Genomic DNA, 16,562 nt, shown 5'->3' with positions numbered 1-16,562 from the left:
TTTAGACGGCTACTGCGCGTGGCTCAGTACGACGCAACGCCCGAATCTTGCTCAGCGTATCCGCACACGTCTTCGCTGCTTCCTGGCCTTTGTGTACGAAATGCTCGAAGAAGAACTTCTGATGTTCTTCGCCGGCATGGAAGTGGTGCGGGGTCAGGGACACCGAGAACACCGGCACTTCGGTTTCCAATTGAACCTGCATCAGGCCGCTGACCACAGACTGGGCGACGAATTCGTGACGGTAGATCCCGCCGTCCACAACCAGGGCTGCCGCGACAATACCGGCATAACGGCCGGTCTTGGCCAGCAACTTGGCGTGCAGGGGCATTTCAAAGGCGCCGCCGACTTCGAAGAAGTCGATGTCGGATTCCTGATAACCCTGAGCAATCATTTCTGCGACGAAGCCCTTACGGCTCTGATCGACGATTTCCTTGTGCCAGCAGGCCTGGATGAACGCAACGCGCTCGCCCTGATGGTGTTTGCTTTTGCTGTCGATTGCGGTGGGTTGCATGTTCTGACTCCTGTTTATGTATAAAACAGGGCATATGAATCGAATGGGATTTAAGGGTACGCACGCTCGCAAGAATGCCTGCGGACGACCCTTTGGCGCCAATCCCGTTCTCTCTTCATCCGGACTATGACCGTCGGCCCCGGGATCACACCGGGTCTGCTGACCTTGCCGTCAAACACCGCCGAAGCCGTGCCTGTCGCCAAGCGCTCGCGGGCTATGCGCATTGCGCGCAATTACCGCCGGTGGGGAGTTGCACCCCGCCCTGAGAACGTTTTGCCGACAGATTGTCTGGCGGCGCAGCGTTTTTAACACATATTTCTCAGCTGTGCATTGCTGCTATCTGATGATTGCTATCGACTTTTTCGCTCACTTGCTGCGTCTTTTCCTCGCCCAAGGGTTGATTATTCGTCGACATGACCGCAGTAATTCCATTCCGAAAGGGATTTTCCCCTGCTTACCGAGGCCAGATTCATGAGCGTTATCGATCTTCGCAGCGACACCGTCACTCAGCCGACTCCAGGGATGCTCGACGCGATGGCCAACGCGGCCACCGGTGACGACGTCTACGGTGAAGATCCGACGGTCAATCGCCTGGAAGCCGAGTTGGCGAAACGCCTGGGCTTTGCCGCGGCGCTGTTCGTGCCGACCGGCACCATGAGCAACCTGTTGGGCCTGATGGCGCACTGCGAGCGCGGTGACGAATACATCGTTGGCCAGCAGGCGCACACGTATAAGTACGAAGGTGGCGGCGCGGCGGTGCTCGGTTCGATCCAGCCGCAACCGCTGGAAGTGCAGGCCGACGGCTCGCTGGACCTGGCTCAGGTGGCTGCCGCGATCAAACCGGACGATTTCCATTTCGCCCGCACCCGCTTGCTGGCGCTGGAAAACACCATGCAGGGCAAGGTGCTGCCGCTGGAGTATCTGGCCCGGGCGCGCAGTTTCACTCGCGAACACGGGTTGCAACTGCACCTCGACGGCGCTCGCCTGTACAACGCGGCAGTCAAACTGGGTGTCGATGCCCGGGAAATCACCCAGCATTTCGATTCGGTGTCGGTCTGCCTGTCCAAGGGGCTGGGCGCGCCGATCGGTTCGGTGTTGTGCGGCTCGGTCGAGTTGATCGGCAAGGCGCGCCGTCTGCGCAAGATGGTCGGCGGAGGCATGCGTCAGGCCGGGATTCTGGCGGCAGCGGGGTTGTACGCACTGGATAACAACGTCCAGCGTCTGGCGGACGATCATGCCAACGCGCAATTCCTCGCGGACGGACTGCGAAAAGCCGGTTACGAAGTCGAACCGGTGCAAACCAACATGGTTTATGTGCAGATGGGCGACAAGGCCGAGGCGATCAAGGCGTTTGCCGCTGAGCGCGGGATCAAACTCAGCGCCGCCGGTCGTCTTAGAATGGTCACGCACATGGACGTGAGCCGCGCGCAAATCGAGCAAGTCATCGCGACATTCGTCGAGTTTTCGCGCAACTGACAGCGTTAGCCGTCCAATTGACCGTTTCTATCGTATAAACACGCTGTACCCCGCGCGCTGGGCCGATATAATGCGGCCCTTTGCCGTCGCTTCGTCTGTTGACGTTTCGCACAGGCCTTTGGCCGCAGCCTCCGTGGAAGAACCTAATGAAAAGCGCAGAAATCCGTGAAGCCTTCCTTCGCTTCTTCGAAGAGCAAGGCCACACTCGTGTAGCCTCCAGCTCTTTGATTCCGGGCAACGACCCAACCCTGCTGTTCACTAACGCGGGGATGAACCAGTTCAAGGACTGTTTCCTGGGCCAGGAAAAACGTGCGTACACCCGTGCGACCAGCAGCCAGAAATGCGTGCGTGCCGGTGGCAAGAACAGTGACCTGGAAAACGTCGGTTATACCGCTCGTCACCACACCTTCTTCGAAATGCTGGGTAACTTCAGCTTCGGTGACTATTTCAAGCACGACGCAATCACCTACGCCTGGACCTTCCTGACCGGCGTCCTGAAGCTGCCCAAGGAAAAACTCTGGGTAACGGTCTACGCCTCGGATGACGAAGCCTATGACATCTGGACCCAGCAGATCGGTGTGCCGGTCGAGCGCATGATCCGCATCGGCGACAACAAAGGCGCGCCTTACGCCTCCGACAACTTCTGGACCATGGGCGATACCGGCCCGTGCGGTCCTTGCACCGAAATTTTCTACGATCACGGCGCCGACATCTGGGGCGGCCCACCGGGCTCGCCGGAAGAAGACGGCGACCGTTACATCGAGATCTGGAACAACGTGTTCATGCAGTTCAACCGCACCGCCGATGGCGTGTTGCATCCGCTGCCAGCACCGTCGGTCGACACCGGCATGGGCCTGGAGCGGATCAGTGCGGTGATGCAGCACGTTCATTCCAACTATGAAATCGACCTGTTCAAGAACCTGCTGAGCGCATCGGCCAAGGCCATTGGCTGCACCAATGACGATCAGTCTTCGCTGAAGGTTGTGTCCGATCACATCCGTTCGTGCGGTTTCCTGATTGCCGACGGCGTGCTGCCGTCCAACGAAGGTCGTGGCTACGTGCTGCGCCGGATCATTCGTCGTGCGTGCCGTCACGGTAACAAGCTGGGCGCGACCGGCAGCTTCTTCTACAAGATCGTCGCGGCGCTGGTTGCCGAGATGGGCGAAGCCTTCCCGGAACTGCAGAAGCAACAAGCCAACATCGAGCGCGTGCTCAAGGCCGAAGAAGAGCAGTTCTCCAAGACCCTGGAGCACGGCCTGAAGATTCTCGAGCAGGATCTGCTGGAACTCAAAGGCACCGTGGTGCCAGGCGACGTGGTGTTCAAACTCTACGACACCTACGGTTTCCCGATGGACCTGACCGCGGACATCGCCCGCGAGCGCAACTTGACCGTCGACGAAGCCGGCTTCGAACGCGAAATGGAAGCCCAGCGCGTCCGTGCCCGTTCCGCCAGTTCGTTCGGTCTGGACTACAACACGCTGGTCAAGGTTGACGTGGCCACCGAGTTCACCGGCTACAAGGCCACCAGTGGTTCGGCGAAAATTGTCGCCATCTATAAGGAAGGCAAGTCCGTCGACGTCTTGAGTGAAGGCGAAGAGGGCGTGATCGTTCTCGATCAGACCCCGTTCTACGCTGAATCCGGCGGTCAGGTTGGCGACTGCGGTTACCTGCAATCGAACATCGGCCGTTTCGACGTGCGCGACACCACCAAGACCGGTGGCGCGTTCCTGCACCACGGTGTGCAGGCATTGGGCAGCCTGACTATCGGTTCGCCGGTCGAGACCCACGTCGAAGCCGACGTGCGCCACGCGACCTCGCTGAACCACTCGGCCACTCACTTGCTGCACGCGGCATTGCGTCAGGTGCTGGGCGATCACGTTCAGCAGAAAGGTTCGTTGGTCGACAGTCAGCGCCTGCGCTTTGACTTCAGCCACTTCGAAGCCATCAAGCCTGAGCAACTGAAGGCGCTGGAAGACATCGTCAACGCCGAGATTCGCAAGAACACGGCTGTTGAAACCGAAGAAACCGATATCGAAACCGCCAAGCAAAAAGGCGCCATGGCGCTGTTTGGCGAGAAGTATGGCGACAACGTGCGCGTACTGAGCATGGGCGGTGATTTCTCCGTCGAGCTGTGCGGCGGGATCCACGCCAACCGTACCGGCGACATCGGCCTGCTGAAAATCATCAGCGAAGGCGGTGTGGCTTCCGGTGTGCGTCGTATCGAAGCGGTCACCGGCGCTGCAGCGCTGGCATACTTGAACGCTGCCGAAGAACAACTCAAGGAAGCGGCCAACCTGGTCAAGGGCAGCCGCGACAACCTGATCGACAAGCTGTCGGCTGTGCTGGAGCGCAACCGTCTGCTGGAGAAGCAACTCGAGCAGTTGCAGGCCAAGGCTGCCAGTGCGGCGGGCGACGATCTGTCGGCTTCCGCCCTGGACGTCAAAGGCGTGAAAGTACTGGCCGTGCGTCTGGACGGTCAGGACGGCAAGGCGCTGCTGGCGCTGGTCGATCAACTGAAAAACAAACTCGGCCGCGCAGTGATCCTGCTCGGCAGTGTCCATGAGGAAAAGGTCGTTCTGGTTGCAGGCGTAACCAAAGACCTGACTGGCCAACTCAAAGCCGGTGATTTGATGAAGCAAGCCGCTGCGGCAGTGGGCGGGAAGGGCGGTGGTCGTCCAGACATGGCGCAGGGCGGTGGTACTGACGCTGGCGCACTGGATGCGGCATTGGCCCTGACTGTTCCATTTGTAGAGCAGGGTTTATAAGGCAGTGTGTCCGGCCCACAGTCTAGTGGTGGGCCGGAACGCTGTTTGAGTGATTATTTGGGCGCCCTTCATGGGCAGAGGCGGCTTTGAAATGGCTTTGATCGTACAGAAATTTGGAGGCACCTCGGTCGGCACTGTCGAGAGAATCGAGCAGGTCGCCGACAAGGTTAAGAAATTCCGCGATGCCGGCGATGACCTGGTGGTTGTGCTGTCTGCAATGAGCGGCGAAACCAACCGTCTGATCGATCTGGCCAAGCAAATCAGTGGCGACGGTCAACCGGTTCCGCGTGAGTTGGATGTGATCGTCTCCACCGGTGAGCAGGTGACGATTGCCCTGTTGGCCATGGCGCTGATCAAGCGCGGCGTGCCAGCGGTGTCCTACACCGGCAACCAGGTACGGATTCTGACGGATAGCGCGCACAATAAAGCGCGTATCTTGCAGATTGATGACCAGAAGATTCGCGGTGATCTGAAAGCAGGTCGTGTGGTGGTTGTCGCCGGTTTCCAGGGCGTCGACGAGCACGGCAACATCACCACCCTCGGTCGTGGCGGTTCCGACACCACCGGCGTGGCGCTGGCGGCAGCCTTGAAGGCTGACGAATGCCAGATCTACACCGACGTCGACGGCGTCTACACCACCGACCCGCGTGTGGTGTCCGTGGCCCAGCGCCTGGACAAGATTACCTTCGAAGAGATGCTGGAAATGGCCAGCCTCGGTTCCAAGGTGTTGCAGATCCGTGCGGTGGAATTCGCCGGCAAGTACAACGTTCCGCTGCGCGTACTGCACAGCTTCAAGGAGGGTCCGGGCACCCTCATTACTATTGATGAAGAGGAAACCATGGAACAGCCGATCATTTCCGGCATCGCTTTCAACCGCGATGAAGCCAAGCTGACCATCCGTGGCGTGCCAGACACCCCGGGCGTTGCATTCAAGATTCTCGGCCCGATCAGCGCCGCGAACATCGAAGTCGACATGATCGTGCAGAACGTTGCGCACGATAACACCACCGACTTCACCTTCACCGTACACCGCAACGACTTCCAGGCCGCGCAAACCGTGCTGGAAAACACCGCTCGCGAGATCGGTGCCCGTGAAGTCGTTGGCGACATCAAGATCGCCAAGGTCTCGATCGTCGGTGTCGGCATGCGCTCCCACGCAGGTGTGGCCAGCCGCATGTTCGAATCCCTGGCGAAAGAAAGCATCAACATCCAGATGATCTCGACCTCGGAAATCAAGGTTTCCGTGGTGATCGAAGAGAAGTACCTGGAACTGGCTGTGCGCGCCCTGCACACGGCTTTCGAACTGGACGCGCCGGCCCGAACGGGCGAGTGATGCGTTTGCCGAAGGGCGCGGTCTGACCGCGCCCTTTTGTTTTTTTGAATGGTGCGGCCTGAAGCTGTTCTTTTGCCCGCGCTGGTCAATACTCAGGCATGTAGGGCTGCGATCTTTCAGGTTGTAGGTCGAGTGCCTTTTTTTTGCAGACTGTTGTCCCTGAAATGAAATGCGTGAGGAGAAAGGTATGCTGATTCTGACTCGTCGGTGCGCAGAAAGCCTGATTATTGGTGATGGAGAAATCACCGTGACCGTGCTCGGCGTTAAAGGAAATCAAGTGCGTATCGGTGTCAACGCCCCGAAAGAGGTTGCGGTCCACCGTGAGGAAATTTACCTGCGTATAAAGAAAGAGAAGGACGAAGAACCAAGCCATTAATTTTTATCGTTTTTTATGTTTGCAAACGGGGAAGAAGCTGGTTAATATACGCCCCGTGTTGCGGAGAGCTGGCCGAGTGGCCGAAGGCGCTCCCCTGCTAAGGGAGTACACCTCAAAAGGGTGTCGGGGGTTCGAATCCCCCGTTCTCCGCCATTATTTGCGTAGTACGTTGTAATCTGGCTTCTTCGGTAAGTTGTTGAAATTACTAGAAAAAAGCGCTTTACAAAAAGATTCGACGGCCTATAATGCGCGGCAACAAATGCACTCGTAGCTCAGCTGGATAGAGTACTCGGCTACGAACCGAGCGGTCACAGGTTCGAATCCTGTCGAGTGCACCATTTAAGAGTTGTTTGCAGTGATGTGAGCTACTCTGTTTCAACCAGTTGTGATCTGGTCTAAAAACACAAATTGCACTCGTAGCTCAGCTGGATAGAGTACTCGGCTACGAACCGAGCGGTCACAGGTTCGAATCCTGTCGAGTGCACCAAACAACAAAAAGCCCGCGTTTAACGCGGGCTTTTTGCCGTCTGGGATTTGGCTTTTCCTCTGGTGCAACCTCTCTCATCGAACTCGACGTGTGCGCTACGACCTCGCTTGGTGTCGTATCGGTAGCTCGTGGCCGAATTGCGAATGCTGATCCTGTCTGGCTTGCCGAGGGCGCTTTCGACGTCTTGCCGGGTCATGCCGGCGACAATCCGTTGATTGATGATTGCTTCCCTGCGCTCCCGGGCATCGATCAGGTTTCCACAGTTGTCCTCTGCCTGGCCGACGACTGTCGGCTCCCTCCTTTTGATATTCATACGTGATGTTTCACGAAAGTCCGCTTCCGGCATCAGCGACACCGTGCTGCCGGGGGTAAGCGTGCGCACTTCCTGGAGCGAAAGGCTTTCCCCGGTCGTGCAACTCAGCGTGGTGAAGGTGATGCGGCCGTTTGCTGCTTCGCAGCGGTGAACGGTTGAGGCAAGTGCCAGGGGCGGCAGGCAGAGCAGGGCGATCAGCAGAAAATAACAGGCATTCAATGGCATCAAACGTCCTCCATGACGGTCTGACTCAAGGGTAGCCGCTACATTTTTCAGCGCTGGTGTGTTTTCTTTTCAGAATGAGTCGTCGCATTTTCACGGATCAGGACGGCGCTCAGGTTTGTCTCGCAAGCGCTTGTTTCAGCCGCGATTTTTTAACATTTAAAACCGTTGGGCGGTGTATCATTGCGCCCGTCAGCCCCGCCGGGGCTTGTGGAATACCTCCATGGACTTACCCAGTAGTAATTCAGTAAACCGCTTTTCCAATCATGAATTGACTGATTGATCCTTCCGGCGTGCCCTGCTGCTGGGAGTGGAGTTCGCCTATGTCCGAAGTTGAAGTAAAGAAAACGCAAGAAAGCCTGCAGGACCGCCTCGCTCAAGTGATTGAGCTGTTGCAGCGTCAGCGGGTGGTCGAAGACCTGACTCATCGCCAGGAAGGTCCGCATCACGACCGGGTTGAAAACCTGGTTCACCGGCAAAACCTCGTCGAGCTGCAACGCAAGCTCGATGACCTGCACTCCGCCGACGTTGCCTACATCCTTGAAGCCTTGCCGCTGGACGATCGTCTGACGCTCTGGCAATTGGTCAAGGCTGACCGCGACGGCGACATCCTGCTCGAAGTGTCCGACTCGGTACGTGAAACCCTGATCGCCGACATGGACGATCACGAGCTCCTGGCGGCGGCCAAGGACATGGATGCCGACGAACTGGCTGACCTGGCCTCCGAGCTGCCGCGAGACGTCGTCCACGAGCTGATGGAAACCCTCGACGGTCAACAGCGTGAGCGCGTTCGCTCCGCGTTGTCCTATGACGAGGAGCAGGTCGGTGCGCTGATGGACTTCGAGATGGTGACGATCCGTGAGGACGTCAGTCTCGAGGTGGTGTTGCGCTACCTGCGTCGGCTCAAGGAGCTGCCGGGTCACACCGACAAACTGTTCGTGGTCGATTACGACGGCGTGCTCAAGGGCGTGCTGCCGATCAAGCGTTTGCTGGTCAACGACCCGGAAAAACAAGTATCGGAAGTCATGGCCAGCGACCCGGTGAGTTTTCACCCGGACGAAGACGCCTACGATGCTGCACAAGCGTTCGAACGTTACGACTTGATCTCGGCCCCGGTGGTCGACAAGAACGGCAAGCTGATCGGCCGTCTGACCATCGATGAAATGGTCGACCTGATTCGTGAAGAGAGCGAAAACGAAGTTCTCAACATGGCGGGTCTGCGTGAAGAGGAAGATATTTTCGCGTCAGTCTGGAAATCCCTGCGCAACCGCTGGGCCTGGCTGGCAATCAATCTGATCACCGCCTTTATTGCCTCTCGCGTGATCGGATTGTTCGAAGGTTCGATCGAGAAACTGGTGGCGCTCGCGGCCTTGATGCCGATCGTGGCGGGCATCGGTGGCAACTCGGGTAACCAGACCATCACCATGATCGTTCGCGCCATGGCGCTGGACCAGGTGAGTACCGGCAATACCTCGCGTCTGATGCGCAAGGAGCTGGCCGTCGGTTTGATCAACGGTTTGGTCTGGGGTGGGGTGATTGGTGCGGTGGCCTACCTGCTTTACGGCAGTTGGTCCCTTGGTGTGGTGATGACCGCTGCCATGACGCTCAACCTGTTGCTCGCGGCGTTGATGGGGGTGTTGATCCCCATGACCCTGGCGAAGATGGGTCGCGATCCGGCGATGGGCGCCAGCGTGATGATTACGGCCATGACCGACAGTGGTGGTTTCTTCATCTTCCTCGGGCTGGCGACCATCTTCCTGCTCTGATTACCCTCTGCCTGCAACCCGCGAATCAGCTCGTAGGAGCCAGGTTTGCCGGCGAAGGCGATCTCAGGGCCGCCTTCGCCGGCAAGCCTGGCTCCTACAAGATCAATTAACTCGCCAATCGGCGGGTTTTTTTGTGGCTGAATTTCAGGCAAAAAAAAGCCAGCGATTAAGCTGGCTTGAGCGTTCGGATGAATCAGGAGGCGTCTGCGGCCATTTCGGCGTCGTGGGCAATCAGCGAAACGAGTGCGTTCTGCTGACGGTGGGAGAGTTGGCGGAAGCGCTGCAGCAGTTCGCGTTCGTGCAGTGACAACTCCGGGCTGTCCAGTCGCATGCTCAACTCTTCACCCAGTGCGCCTTCCTGAATGAGACTCTGCTCAAGGCGCGCAATGATTTCGGAGTTCATGCTGCGATGATGATTGCGAGCCACCTCGGCAATGCGTTCACGCATTCCGTCTGGCAGACGTACGACGAACTTGTCAGCCGTACGGCTGGAATAAATTGCCTGTTTCAATGGGCGCATATATTTAACCGGTTAGTTCAGGGGAGCGGTTCTCGGGATTGGCCGCGCGATGTCTGATAGGACAAGGACTCTGGCCAAATGTTCAACCTGAATTGATAGAGGCTCGCATCATGCCTCAAAGAAGCCAGATCATTGGCGTCAATTCTGTGACAAATATTGAACTGGATAAAGGCGTTATGCCAGCACCAATTATCAGAAATGCGGACTGGTTTGAAAAGACTACCCATGTCCGTATCGCTGACCGCGTCCTATTGCACGACAGGAGATGTCCTGGGACGCCTGAAGGTGCATGCTGTGCGGATTTCGATCACGATTCCTTACTTCGTACAGAATAGTGGCAATTGGCCGATTTACTAGTGGCAACCACGACATGGGGGGCTAATTCAGGATGGATGGCAGACTGATTTACCTGATGGGGCCTTCCGGATCCGGCAAGGACAGTCTCATCGAGGCCGCTCGTGCGCCTTTGCAGGCAATCAACTGCGAAGTGGTGCGTCGGGTCATTACGCGTTCAGCCGAATCCGTGGGCGAGGATGCCATCGGTGTTTCCCGTGAAGAGTTCGCGCGCCGCAAAGAAGAGGGCGACTTTGCGCTGTGCTGGCATGCCAATGGCCTGGATTACGGTATTCCCGTCGTGATCGATCAATGGCTCAAGGAGGGCAGGGATGTCCTGATCAACGGCTCCCGCGGGCACTTGGCCCAGGCGCTACGCCGCTATCCAGCGTTGGTGCCGATTCTGTTGACGGTCAAGGAGGACGTGCTGCGAGAGCGCTTGCTGCGGCGAGGGCGTGAAAGTCTGGCGGAGATTGAGGCGAGATTGCGCAGAAATGAACTGTTCACGGCTGACGCCTCAGTCGGTGAGACGCTTATCCACCGACTCGACAATTCAGGCGAACTTTCGGACACAGTGGCCGGCCTGTTGAAGCTGCTACAAGTCAGCGCAACACCGGATCAAACTTGATCTTGCGGCCAGCGACCAGCGCCAGCACAAACAAAGCACTGAAAACGCCGCAGGCAATCAACGGCAGGGTGACGATTGCGTCTTCTACCAGTGATAAATGAAGAATGCCGCTGAGCAGGGCGAGGACGAAAAATCCTGCGGCTGATTTGGACATGCTGTGCTCCTGATGGGTTGTTCAAAATGCCAGGCGTTCTGAAGACTGCGCTGGCAGCAGGACATTTTCCTGACTCACTTCTTGACCGACAAAACCCTGCTGATTACCCAACACCGCCAATTGAGGTGCCTTCTGTACCTGGAGGTAATGAGGCATTCGTTGGGCAACCGGCTCGGCACCGCTCTGCGGGACAAAATGAAAACCCAAAAAAACCGCCAAAGCGATCGCGTTCGAGAGTAAAAGGGCGCGGTTCATGAGGGCTGACCTCCGTTGTTCTTTGAGAACAGCTGAAGCAGCCGACGTGCCAAGAGTCTAACGGCTATTAAATCCTTTAAAAACAAAGAATTAAGATAATCGTGCAAGGTGGTCTCATTGCAATTTGCAATGATGGCTTTTTGCGGTGATGCAATTTGCACGGTTAACAAATCCCGTGCTGTAGAGGGGCATCTGCCTACACTTAAAAAGCCTACGGACGACATGACAAAATCAGACCCGCCCGTTAACATGCACGCCGTCCATCGCATCGCATTTCTCGCGGGCGACTTGTGTCTCAGTAGCTCAATTGGATAGAGCATCCCCCTCCTAAGGGGAAGGTTGGCAGTTCGAACCTGCCCTGGGACACCATCAATTTCCAGCCCTGTGGCTGTCAAAAAAGCCCCGCCAGGATCTCGCATCCGGCGGGGCTTTTTCGTGTGCGATCACCTGACGACCAACATTTGATAGACGCGCATTGCTGTGCCTTACTCCAAAGACCACACAGGGAGCGAAATCGATGCGACGCAGGGGCGCCCAATTCTGGTTGTGGACCAACACACGATTGCCTCTGCACACCCACGAAGAAGTGCTGGGCAGTGGCGTGCAAATCGAGGTGCATGCGCGGATCAGTGTTGAAGGGGTTACCCAGATTTTTGTAGGTGTCTACGGCGCTGATGGCTGGCCGATTTGCGAGGAGCATCATGACCTCAAGGCGGGTGAGCATTACTGCGCCGCATTGAAGTGGGGTACCCAGCGGGCGAGGGAGATTGTGGCGGACACTCAGGAGTTCGTCGCGCCGCACCGGGTGCAACTGACGTTGAGTCCGGTGATTACCGATGAGTCGGTCGTCGCGTTGCGCCGGATGGAGATGACCGAGCGTGAACGCTTGAAGCTCAGGTCTGCCGATGCCTGGTCAGAGTACCTGGCCGCCAAGGAGGCCATGCTCGTCTTGATGCGCTCCACCAAGGTTGACCCTATGGCCTGGGCCGATCACAAGGAGCGGCTCAGGCAGGCGATTGATCGGCGCGCCTGCGTGCAGCGCGACTATCTGAACTGAGCGCGCTTCAGCGCTGGTTGCGCAGCGTCTCGATGGTCTGGATCAGGTCATCGTAGGACACCGGTTTGCCAACATGCTGGTCAAAGCCCGACTGTCGCGATTTCTGAATGTCGCTGTGAGCCCCGTAGCCGGTCAGGGCGATGGCCGGTACATCCTTCGCGAGTGGCAACTCACGCAGTGCGCTCATCAACTCGTGGCCATTCATGACCGGCATGCCGAGGTCGGAAATGATCAGGTCGAATCGGGTGCTTTTTGCCGCGTCCAGCGCCGCCACCGGGCGGTCAAAGGCAATCACTTGCGCATCTTCCATCTCCAGCAGCATTTTCAGGGTTTCCAGCACGTCCGCAGAATCGTCCACCAACAGAATCGTCAGTCCGCTCAGTCTGCCGCAGGCCTCTTCGGTCTGGGCAGTGGCTTGCGCTTCGCCGGCGGTTTTGGCCAATGGCAGGTAGACGGTGAACGTGCAGCCCGTGCCTACGCCGGCAGAACTCACCTCGACTGCACCGCGTTGCGCCTCGGTCAACTGACGGACCAGTGACAAACCAATCCCGAGCCCTTCACGGTTATGGGTGGCATGTTGTTTTTCGGCCTGGCCGAACAGGTCGAACACGTGATCGAGGTTTTCCGGGGCAATGCCGACGCCATTGTCCTTGATGTCGAGCCGCGCCATGTCCCCGGCCTGGCTGGCGATCAATTGCACACGCCCCTTGGTCGGGGTGAATTTCAGTGCATTGTTCACCAGGTTCCAGATGATTTGTTCCAGCCGTGTCGGGTCGGCCTGGACCATCAACGCATCGGACGGCACCAGCAGTTCGACCGTGACGTCATGCTGGTCATTGAGCACGACAGTGTGGACATCGCGCAGCACACTGGCGAGGTCGACGGCGACCGTTTGCAGCTTGAGCTTGCCGGTGCGGACCCGGGCGACATCCAGCAGATCGTCGATGATCCGCGCCTGGCTGGTGACCGCGTCGCAGATGGTGTTCACCGCCCTGGCCGCCGGTGCCAGCGACTTGGTCACCGGCAAGCGCCGCAGCAATTCTGCGTTGAGCTGGATCAGGTTCAGCGGGTGCTTGAGCTCGTGGGACATGACCGCAAAGAACTCGTCCTTGAGGTTATTGGTGTTACGAGTCTCGGCCAGCTCCTGACTCTGTTCTTCGTGCTGGCGTTTATGGCCGGTCAGGTCGCGGGCAATTTTCACGTAGCCCTGCAGGTTATCGCCGCTGAGCAGAGTCACTTCGCCGCTGCAAAAGAAGCGGCTGCCATCCTTGCGCAAATGCCAGCGTTCATCGTCGCTGCGGCCGTGGTTGCGCACCGTCAGCAGCTCGTTTTCCGGCACGCCTGCCGCGCGGTCCTCCGCAGAGAAAATGAAGTCATAGTAGGCGCCTTCGGCCTCGGCCTTGCTGTAGCCGAAGATCAACTCCGCGCCTTTGTTCCAGGTGGTGATCACACCTTGTTCATCGAGCGTGATGATCGCGTAGTCGCGGGTGCTTTCAGCGACCAGGCGCATGCGCTCCTCGCCCAGGCGCAGCTCTTCTTCGGCCGCCCGACGCTTGGTGATGTCGATGAAGGTCAACACGGTGCCGTCGATGTGGTCTTCGCTGGAGCGGTAGGGCAGCAGGCGGGCGATGTACCAGCGATTGTCGGTGCTGCTGACTTCACGCTCGATCATGTTCAGCGATTCGAACACCAGCGCTGCGTCACCGGCCAGGTTGTCGTAATGCAGGCGGTGGGTGATGTCGAGCAGGGAGCGCCCGGTGTCCACCGGCAGCATGCTGAAAATGTCGGTGGCACGCGGGGTGAACCACTTGATGCGCATGCTGCGATCGACAAACACCGTGGCGATGTCGGTGGAGGCGATCAGGTTGGTCAGGTAGTCGTTGATCTTGTCGGTTTCTTCGACCTTGGTTTTCAGTTCGAAATTGACCGTCAGCAACTCTTCGTTGATGGATTGCAGCTCTTCTTTACTGGTTTCCAGCTCTTCGGTGGCCGAGCGCAGTTCTTCGTTGATCGCCTGCATTTCTTCGTTGGAGGCCTTGAGCTCTTCGCTGGAGACTTCCGATTGTTCGATGGTGTCCTGCAAATGCAGCTTGGTGCGTTGCAGTTCGCGTTCGAGGTTGGACAGCACCTGGTTTTCGTTCTGCAGCACGGTGGTCGCCGCCAGTTCTGAAGGATCGACTTCGACCTCCTCGAAAATCACCAGCACGTACTCGCTGTCCGAGCCTTCATCCTTGTAGGGATGAGCGACCAGATCGATCAGATAACGCCGCTCATCACGCTTGATCGACACCTCGCGGGATTTGACCGACAGGCTGCTCTGCTGAACCTGGAACAACGTGGTGCGCAGTTCCAGGCGCAGCTCTGGAAGGATCAACGTCAGTAAATTGCGCGACATCTCACCACCGACGTGCCGCAGGAAACGCCCGGCACTTTCACTCATGTGCAGAATGTCGGCGTTGGCGTCGACGATCACGCTCGGTGGCGCCGACTGTTCGAGGGCACGTTGATGGATGTCGGCGAAAGAGGTTTTGCGCTGCACACCGCTGTGCGTCGGCTGCTGGGAAATGTTGGTCCGCACGTAGCCTCCACGCGGCATGGTCGGCGTGCGGCGACTGTTGGCCGTGCCGGTCTTGGCGCGGAAGATCCGGTTGCGTTTGTCCACCGGGGCGAACAGTTCGTGGCACGCGTCCGCGCTCTCTGAGGAGCCGAGAAACAGGAACCCACCGGGGCGCAGGGCAAAGTGGAACATTTGCAGGATTTCGCGCTGCACTTCGCGATCGAGATAGATCAGCAGGTTGCGGCACACGATCAGGTCGATCTGCGAGAACGGCGGATCGGACAGCAGGCTGTGTTTGGCGAACAGGACTTTTTCGCGGATTTCCTTGCGAATCCGGTAGTGGTCATCTTCCTTGAGGAAGTAATGCCGCAGTCGCGTGGGCGGCACGTCGGTGACGATGGCTTGCGGGTACAACCCGGCCCGGCCGACGCTGATGGCGCGCTCGTCAATGTCAGTGGCAAACAGTTGCAGCGATGCCGCACTGGCGTCCAGTTGCAACTGATCGCTGAGCAACATCGCCAGGCTGTAGGCTTCTTCGCCGGTGGAACAACCCGCAGACCAGACGCGAATTTCTTCTTTCTCTGGCTGTGCCGACACGGCGGCACTGACCAGTTGCGGCACGACATCGCGCTCCAGCGCTTCGAAGGCCTCGCGATCGCGGAAGAAGTTGGTCACGCCGATCAGCATGTCTCCGAGCAGGGCCTTGGTTTCTTCGGGATTGTTTTGCAGGTAATGGAAATAGGAGGCCAGATCCGGTTGAGACGTGACCTGCATCCGCCGTTCGATCCGCCGCAACACGGTGGCGCGTTTGTAGTGTTTGAAATCATGGCCGGTGCCGGTGCGCAGCTGGATCAGAATGTCGTGCAGCATTTGCTCCGCCACCAGCGCTTCGCGTTCGGAGATGGCGACAATGGTCTGCGGTTCGGGGTCGTTGGCAATGGGCAAGCTGATTTCCTGAGAGTTACGCCACAGCTCCAGCAGTTTTTGCGGCATTTCAACGACCGGCAAAACCAGGTCAACCATGCGGGTATCGATGGCGGCACGGGGCATGCCGTCGAACTCGGCGTCTTCCGGTGCCTGCGCCAGCGTGACGCCGCCCTGTTCCTTGATGCGCGAAAGACCGACGGCACCGTCGGAGCCGGTGCCCGACAGCACCAGGCAGAACGCTCGTTCCCGATGGACATCGGCCAGGTCGCGGAAGAACAGATCGATCGAGGCGTGCCGGGATTCCCGTGTATCGCTGGTACTGACCTCAAGAAAACCATCGTTCATCGACAGGCGTTGCGCCGGTGAAATGACGTACACATGGTTTTTCTCGATGGACACCCTTTCAGTGACTTGCAGAACCGGCATCGCGGTCGATTCCTGGACGATCCTGTCGGCAATGCTCTGGTGATCGGGGGAGAGGTGAAGAATGATCACGAACGCCATGCCGTTGTCCTGTGGCATGTTTTCGAAGAACAGCTTGATGGCTTGCAGCCCACCTGCCGACGCGCCAATTCCCACCACCGGAAAATCCAGGGTACTGGGGATCAGGGTCTTTCGCTCATTGGAATTCGCTGAGCGATTGGGGGTGGTGGTCATAACTTATGCCTGTGCCGACGACGGGAGCGTCTGGGTCTGAAAGAGGGGTAGCAGACGCGTTGCAATAAATCAGGATAATCCCGTTTTTCAATAACGCCTTCAAATATTTAGCCCGCATTCGCGGCCCTTTAAAATTTGGACTCCAGCGGCGCAAATGCATTCCAATTCTTCAAGTGAATGGCCCTGCTGGCCGATAACCCGGACAGTCATGATCTTCTTCTTAAA

The 16,562-nt window shown here is 57.9% G+C and carries 13 protein-coding genes, 4 tRNA genes and 1 riboswitch; of the genes, 11 read left to right on the top strand and 6 right to left on the bottom strand.

What is annotated here, in order from left to right; genetic code table 11:
* Nucleotide 1 precedes the first annotated feature (1 nt).
* Entirely contained in the window at nt 2-511 is a 510-nt protein-coding gene (locus tag KGA82_RS04725) for a 6,7-dimethyl-8-ribityllumazine synthase (protein ID WP_008033105.1), read from the bottom strand.
* Nucleotides 512-613: 102 nt separating this feature from the next.
* Nucleotides 614-785: riboswitch (FMN riboswitch) on the bottom strand.
* 197 nt (nt 786-982) lie between these two features.
* On the opposite strand from KGA82_RS04725, the gene ltaE reads away from it, so the two are divergent.
* From ltaE to KGA82_RS04690, 7 genes are all read left to right on the top strand, one after another.
* Nucleotides 983-1,987, top strand: a complete 1,005-nt coding sequence (ltaE, locus tag KGA82_RS04720) for a low-specificity L-threonine aldolase (RefSeq protein WP_008038459.1) — start codon at nt 983-985, stop codon at nt 1,985-1,987.
* A gap of 146 nt (nt 1,988-2,133) precedes the next feature.
* Nucleotides 2,134-4,752, top strand: a complete 2,619-nt coding sequence (gene alaS / locus KGA82_RS04715) for an alanine--tRNA ligase (RefSeq protein WP_008038457.1) — start codon at nt 2,134-2,136, stop codon at nt 4,750-4,752.
* Between the two features lie 91 nt (nt 4,753-4,843).
* Nucleotides 4,844-6,085 (top strand): aspartate kinase, encoded by a 1,242-nt coding sequence (locus tag KGA82_RS04710; RefSeq protein ID WP_008033100.1) that lies wholly within the window; start codon nt 4,844-4,846, stop codon nt 6,083-6,085.
* 187 nt (nt 6,086-6,272) lie between these two features.
* Nucleotides 6,273-6,461 (top strand): carbon storage regulator CsrA, encoded by a 189-nt coding sequence (gene csrA, locus KGA82_RS04705; RefSeq protein ID WP_002554426.1) that lies wholly within the window; start codon nt 6,273-6,275, stop codon nt 6,459-6,461.
* A 62-nt stretch (nt 6,462-6,523) separates the two neighbouring features.
* Nucleotides 6,524-6,614 (top strand) — tRNA-Ser (locus KGA82_RS04700).
* Between the two features lie 108 nt (nt 6,615-6,722).
* A tRNA-Arg gene (locus KGA82_RS04695) sits at nt 6,723-6,799 on the top strand.
* Between the two features lie 72 nt (nt 6,800-6,871).
* Nucleotides 6,872-6,948 (top strand) — tRNA-Arg (locus KGA82_RS04690).
* Between the two features lie 19 nt (nt 6,949-6,967).
* Here the strand turns inward: KGA82_RS04690 and KGA82_RS04685 are convergent.
* The gene (locus tag KGA82_RS04685) at nt 6,968-7,486 is read right to left on the bottom strand and encodes an outer membrane protein assembly factor BamE (RefSeq protein ID WP_223449736.1); all 519 of its coding nucleotides are present in this window, start codon (nt 7,484-7,486) and stop codon (nt 6,968-6,970) included.
* A gap of 320 nt (nt 7,487-7,806) precedes the next feature.
* On the opposite strand from KGA82_RS04685, the gene mgtE reads away from it, so the two are divergent.
* Entirely contained in the window at nt 7,807-9,249 is a 1,443-nt protein-coding gene (gene mgtE, locus KGA82_RS04680; protein ID WP_008033095.1) for a magnesium transporter, read from the top strand.
* A gap of 193 nt (nt 9,250-9,442) precedes the next feature.
* Here the strand turns inward: mgtE and KGA82_RS04675 are convergent, their stop codons facing one another.
* Entirely contained in the window at nt 9,443-9,769 is a 327-nt protein-coding gene (locus tag KGA82_RS04675; protein WP_003178899.1) for an Arc family DNA-binding protein, read from the bottom strand.
* Nucleotides 9,770-10,157: 388 nt separating this feature from the next.
* On the opposite strand from KGA82_RS04675, the gene phnN reads away from it, so the two are divergent.
* Complete coding sequence (phnN, locus tag KGA82_RS04670; protein WP_223449735.1) at nt 10,158-10,730, top strand: phosphonate metabolism protein/1,5-bisphosphokinase (PRPP-forming) PhnN; 573 nt, start codon at nt 10,158-10,160, stop codon at nt 10,728-10,730.
* On the opposite strand, the gene KGA82_RS04665 is transcribed toward phnN, so the two are convergent.
* Together KGA82_RS04665 and KGA82_RS04660 are read right to left on the bottom strand one after the other, a co-directional pair.
* The gene (locus KGA82_RS04665; RefSeq protein WP_008033091.1) at nt 10,705-10,884 is read right to left on the bottom strand and encodes a PA3371 family protein; all 180 of its coding nucleotides are present in this window, start codon (nt 10,882-10,884) and stop codon (nt 10,705-10,707) included. The two genes, phnN and KGA82_RS04665, sit on opposite strands and share 26 nt — an antisense overlap.
* A gap of 21 nt (nt 10,885-10,905) precedes the next feature.
* Complete coding sequence (locus KGA82_RS04660) at nt 10,906-11,139, bottom strand: hypothetical protein (protein WP_223449734.1); 234 nt, start codon at nt 11,137-11,139, stop codon at nt 10,906-10,908.
* 292 nt (nt 11,140-11,431) lie between these two features.
* Here KGA82_RS04660 and KGA82_RS04655 point away from each other — a divergent pair.
* Both KGA82_RS04655 and KGA82_RS04650 read left to right on the top strand, forming a co-directional pair.
* Nucleotides 11,432-11,508 (top strand) — tRNA-Arg (locus tag KGA82_RS04655).
* 148 nt (nt 11,509-11,656) lie between these two features.
* Nucleotides 11,657-12,196 (top strand): hypothetical protein, encoded by a 540-nt coding sequence (locus KGA82_RS04650; protein WP_223449733.1) that lies wholly within the window; start codon nt 11,657-11,659, stop codon nt 12,194-12,196.
* A gap of 7 nt (nt 12,197-12,203) precedes the next feature.
* Here KGA82_RS04650 and KGA82_RS04645 read toward each other — a convergent pair whose 3' ends face one another.
* The gene (locus tag KGA82_RS04645; protein ID WP_223449732.1) at nt 12,204-16,337 is read right to left on the bottom strand and encodes a CheR family methyltransferase; all 4,134 of its coding nucleotides are present in this window, start codon (nt 16,335-16,337) and stop codon (nt 12,204-12,206) included.
* Between the last annotated feature and the right edge of the window lie 225 nt (nt 16,338-16,562).

It is taken from the genome of Pseudomonas sp. BF-RE-22, assembly GCF_019956155.1.
Taxonomy (GTDB): Bacteria; Pseudomonadota; Gammaproteobacteria; order Pseudomonadales; family Pseudomonadaceae; genus Aquipseudomonas; species Aquipseudomonas migulae.
Note: the sequence above shows the minus strand (reverse complement) of the source record. Positions and strands in the feature narration are given on the sequence as shown.

What these genes read in the sequence shown, in the direction of transcription:
- KGA82_RS04650 (WP_223449733.1), top strand. Translation starts at nt 11,657, where the DNA reads ATGCGACGCAGGGGCGCCCAATTCTGGTTGTGGACCAACACACGATTG.
- KGA82_RS04710 (WP_008033100.1), top strand. Translation starts at nt 4,844, where the DNA reads ATGGCTTTGATCGTACAGAAATTTGGAGGCACCTCGGTCGGCACTGTC.
- KGA82_RS04685 (WP_223449736.1), bottom strand. Translation starts at nt 7,486, where the DNA reads ATGCCATTGAATGCCTGTTATTTTCTGCTGATCGCCCTGCTCTGCCTG.
- phnN (WP_223449735.1), top strand. Translation starts at nt 10,158, where the DNA reads ATGGATGGCAGACTGATTTACCTGATGGGGCCTTCCGGATCCGGCAAG.
- ltaE (WP_008038459.1), top strand. Translation starts at nt 983, where the DNA reads ATGAGCGTTATCGATCTTCGCAGCGACACCGTCACTCAGCCGACTCCA.
- KGA82_RS04645 (WP_223449732.1), bottom strand. Translation starts at nt 16,337, where the DNA reads ATGACCACCACCCCCAATCGCTCAGCGAATTCCAATGAGCGAAAGACC.
- KGA82_RS04675 (WP_003178899.1), bottom strand. Translation starts at nt 9,769, where the DNA reads ATGCGCCCATTGAAACAGGCAATTTATTCCAGCCGTACGGCTGACAAG.
- KGA82_RS04725 (WP_008033105.1), bottom strand. Translation starts at nt 511, where the DNA reads ATGCAACCCACCGCAATCGACAGCAAAAGCAAACACCATCAGGGCGAG.
- KGA82_RS04665 (WP_008033091.1), bottom strand. Translation starts at nt 10,884, where the DNA reads ATGTCCAAATCAGCCGCAGGATTTTTCGTCCTCGCCCTGCTCAGCGGC.
- mgtE (WP_008033095.1), top strand. Translation starts at nt 7,807, where the DNA reads ATGTCCGAAGTTGAAGTAAAGAAAACGCAAGAAAGCCTGCAGGACCGC.
- KGA82_RS04660 (WP_223449734.1), bottom strand. Translation starts at nt 11,139, where the DNA reads ATGAACCGCGCCCTTTTACTCTCGAACGCGATCGCTTTGGCGGTTTTT.
- alaS (WP_008038457.1), top strand. Translation starts at nt 2,134, where the DNA reads ATGAAAAGCGCAGAAATCCGTGAAGCCTTCCTTCGCTTCTTCGAAGAG.
- csrA (WP_002554426.1), top strand. Translation starts at nt 6,273, where the DNA reads ATGCTGATTCTGACTCGTCGGTGCGCAGAAAGCCTGATTATTGGTGAT.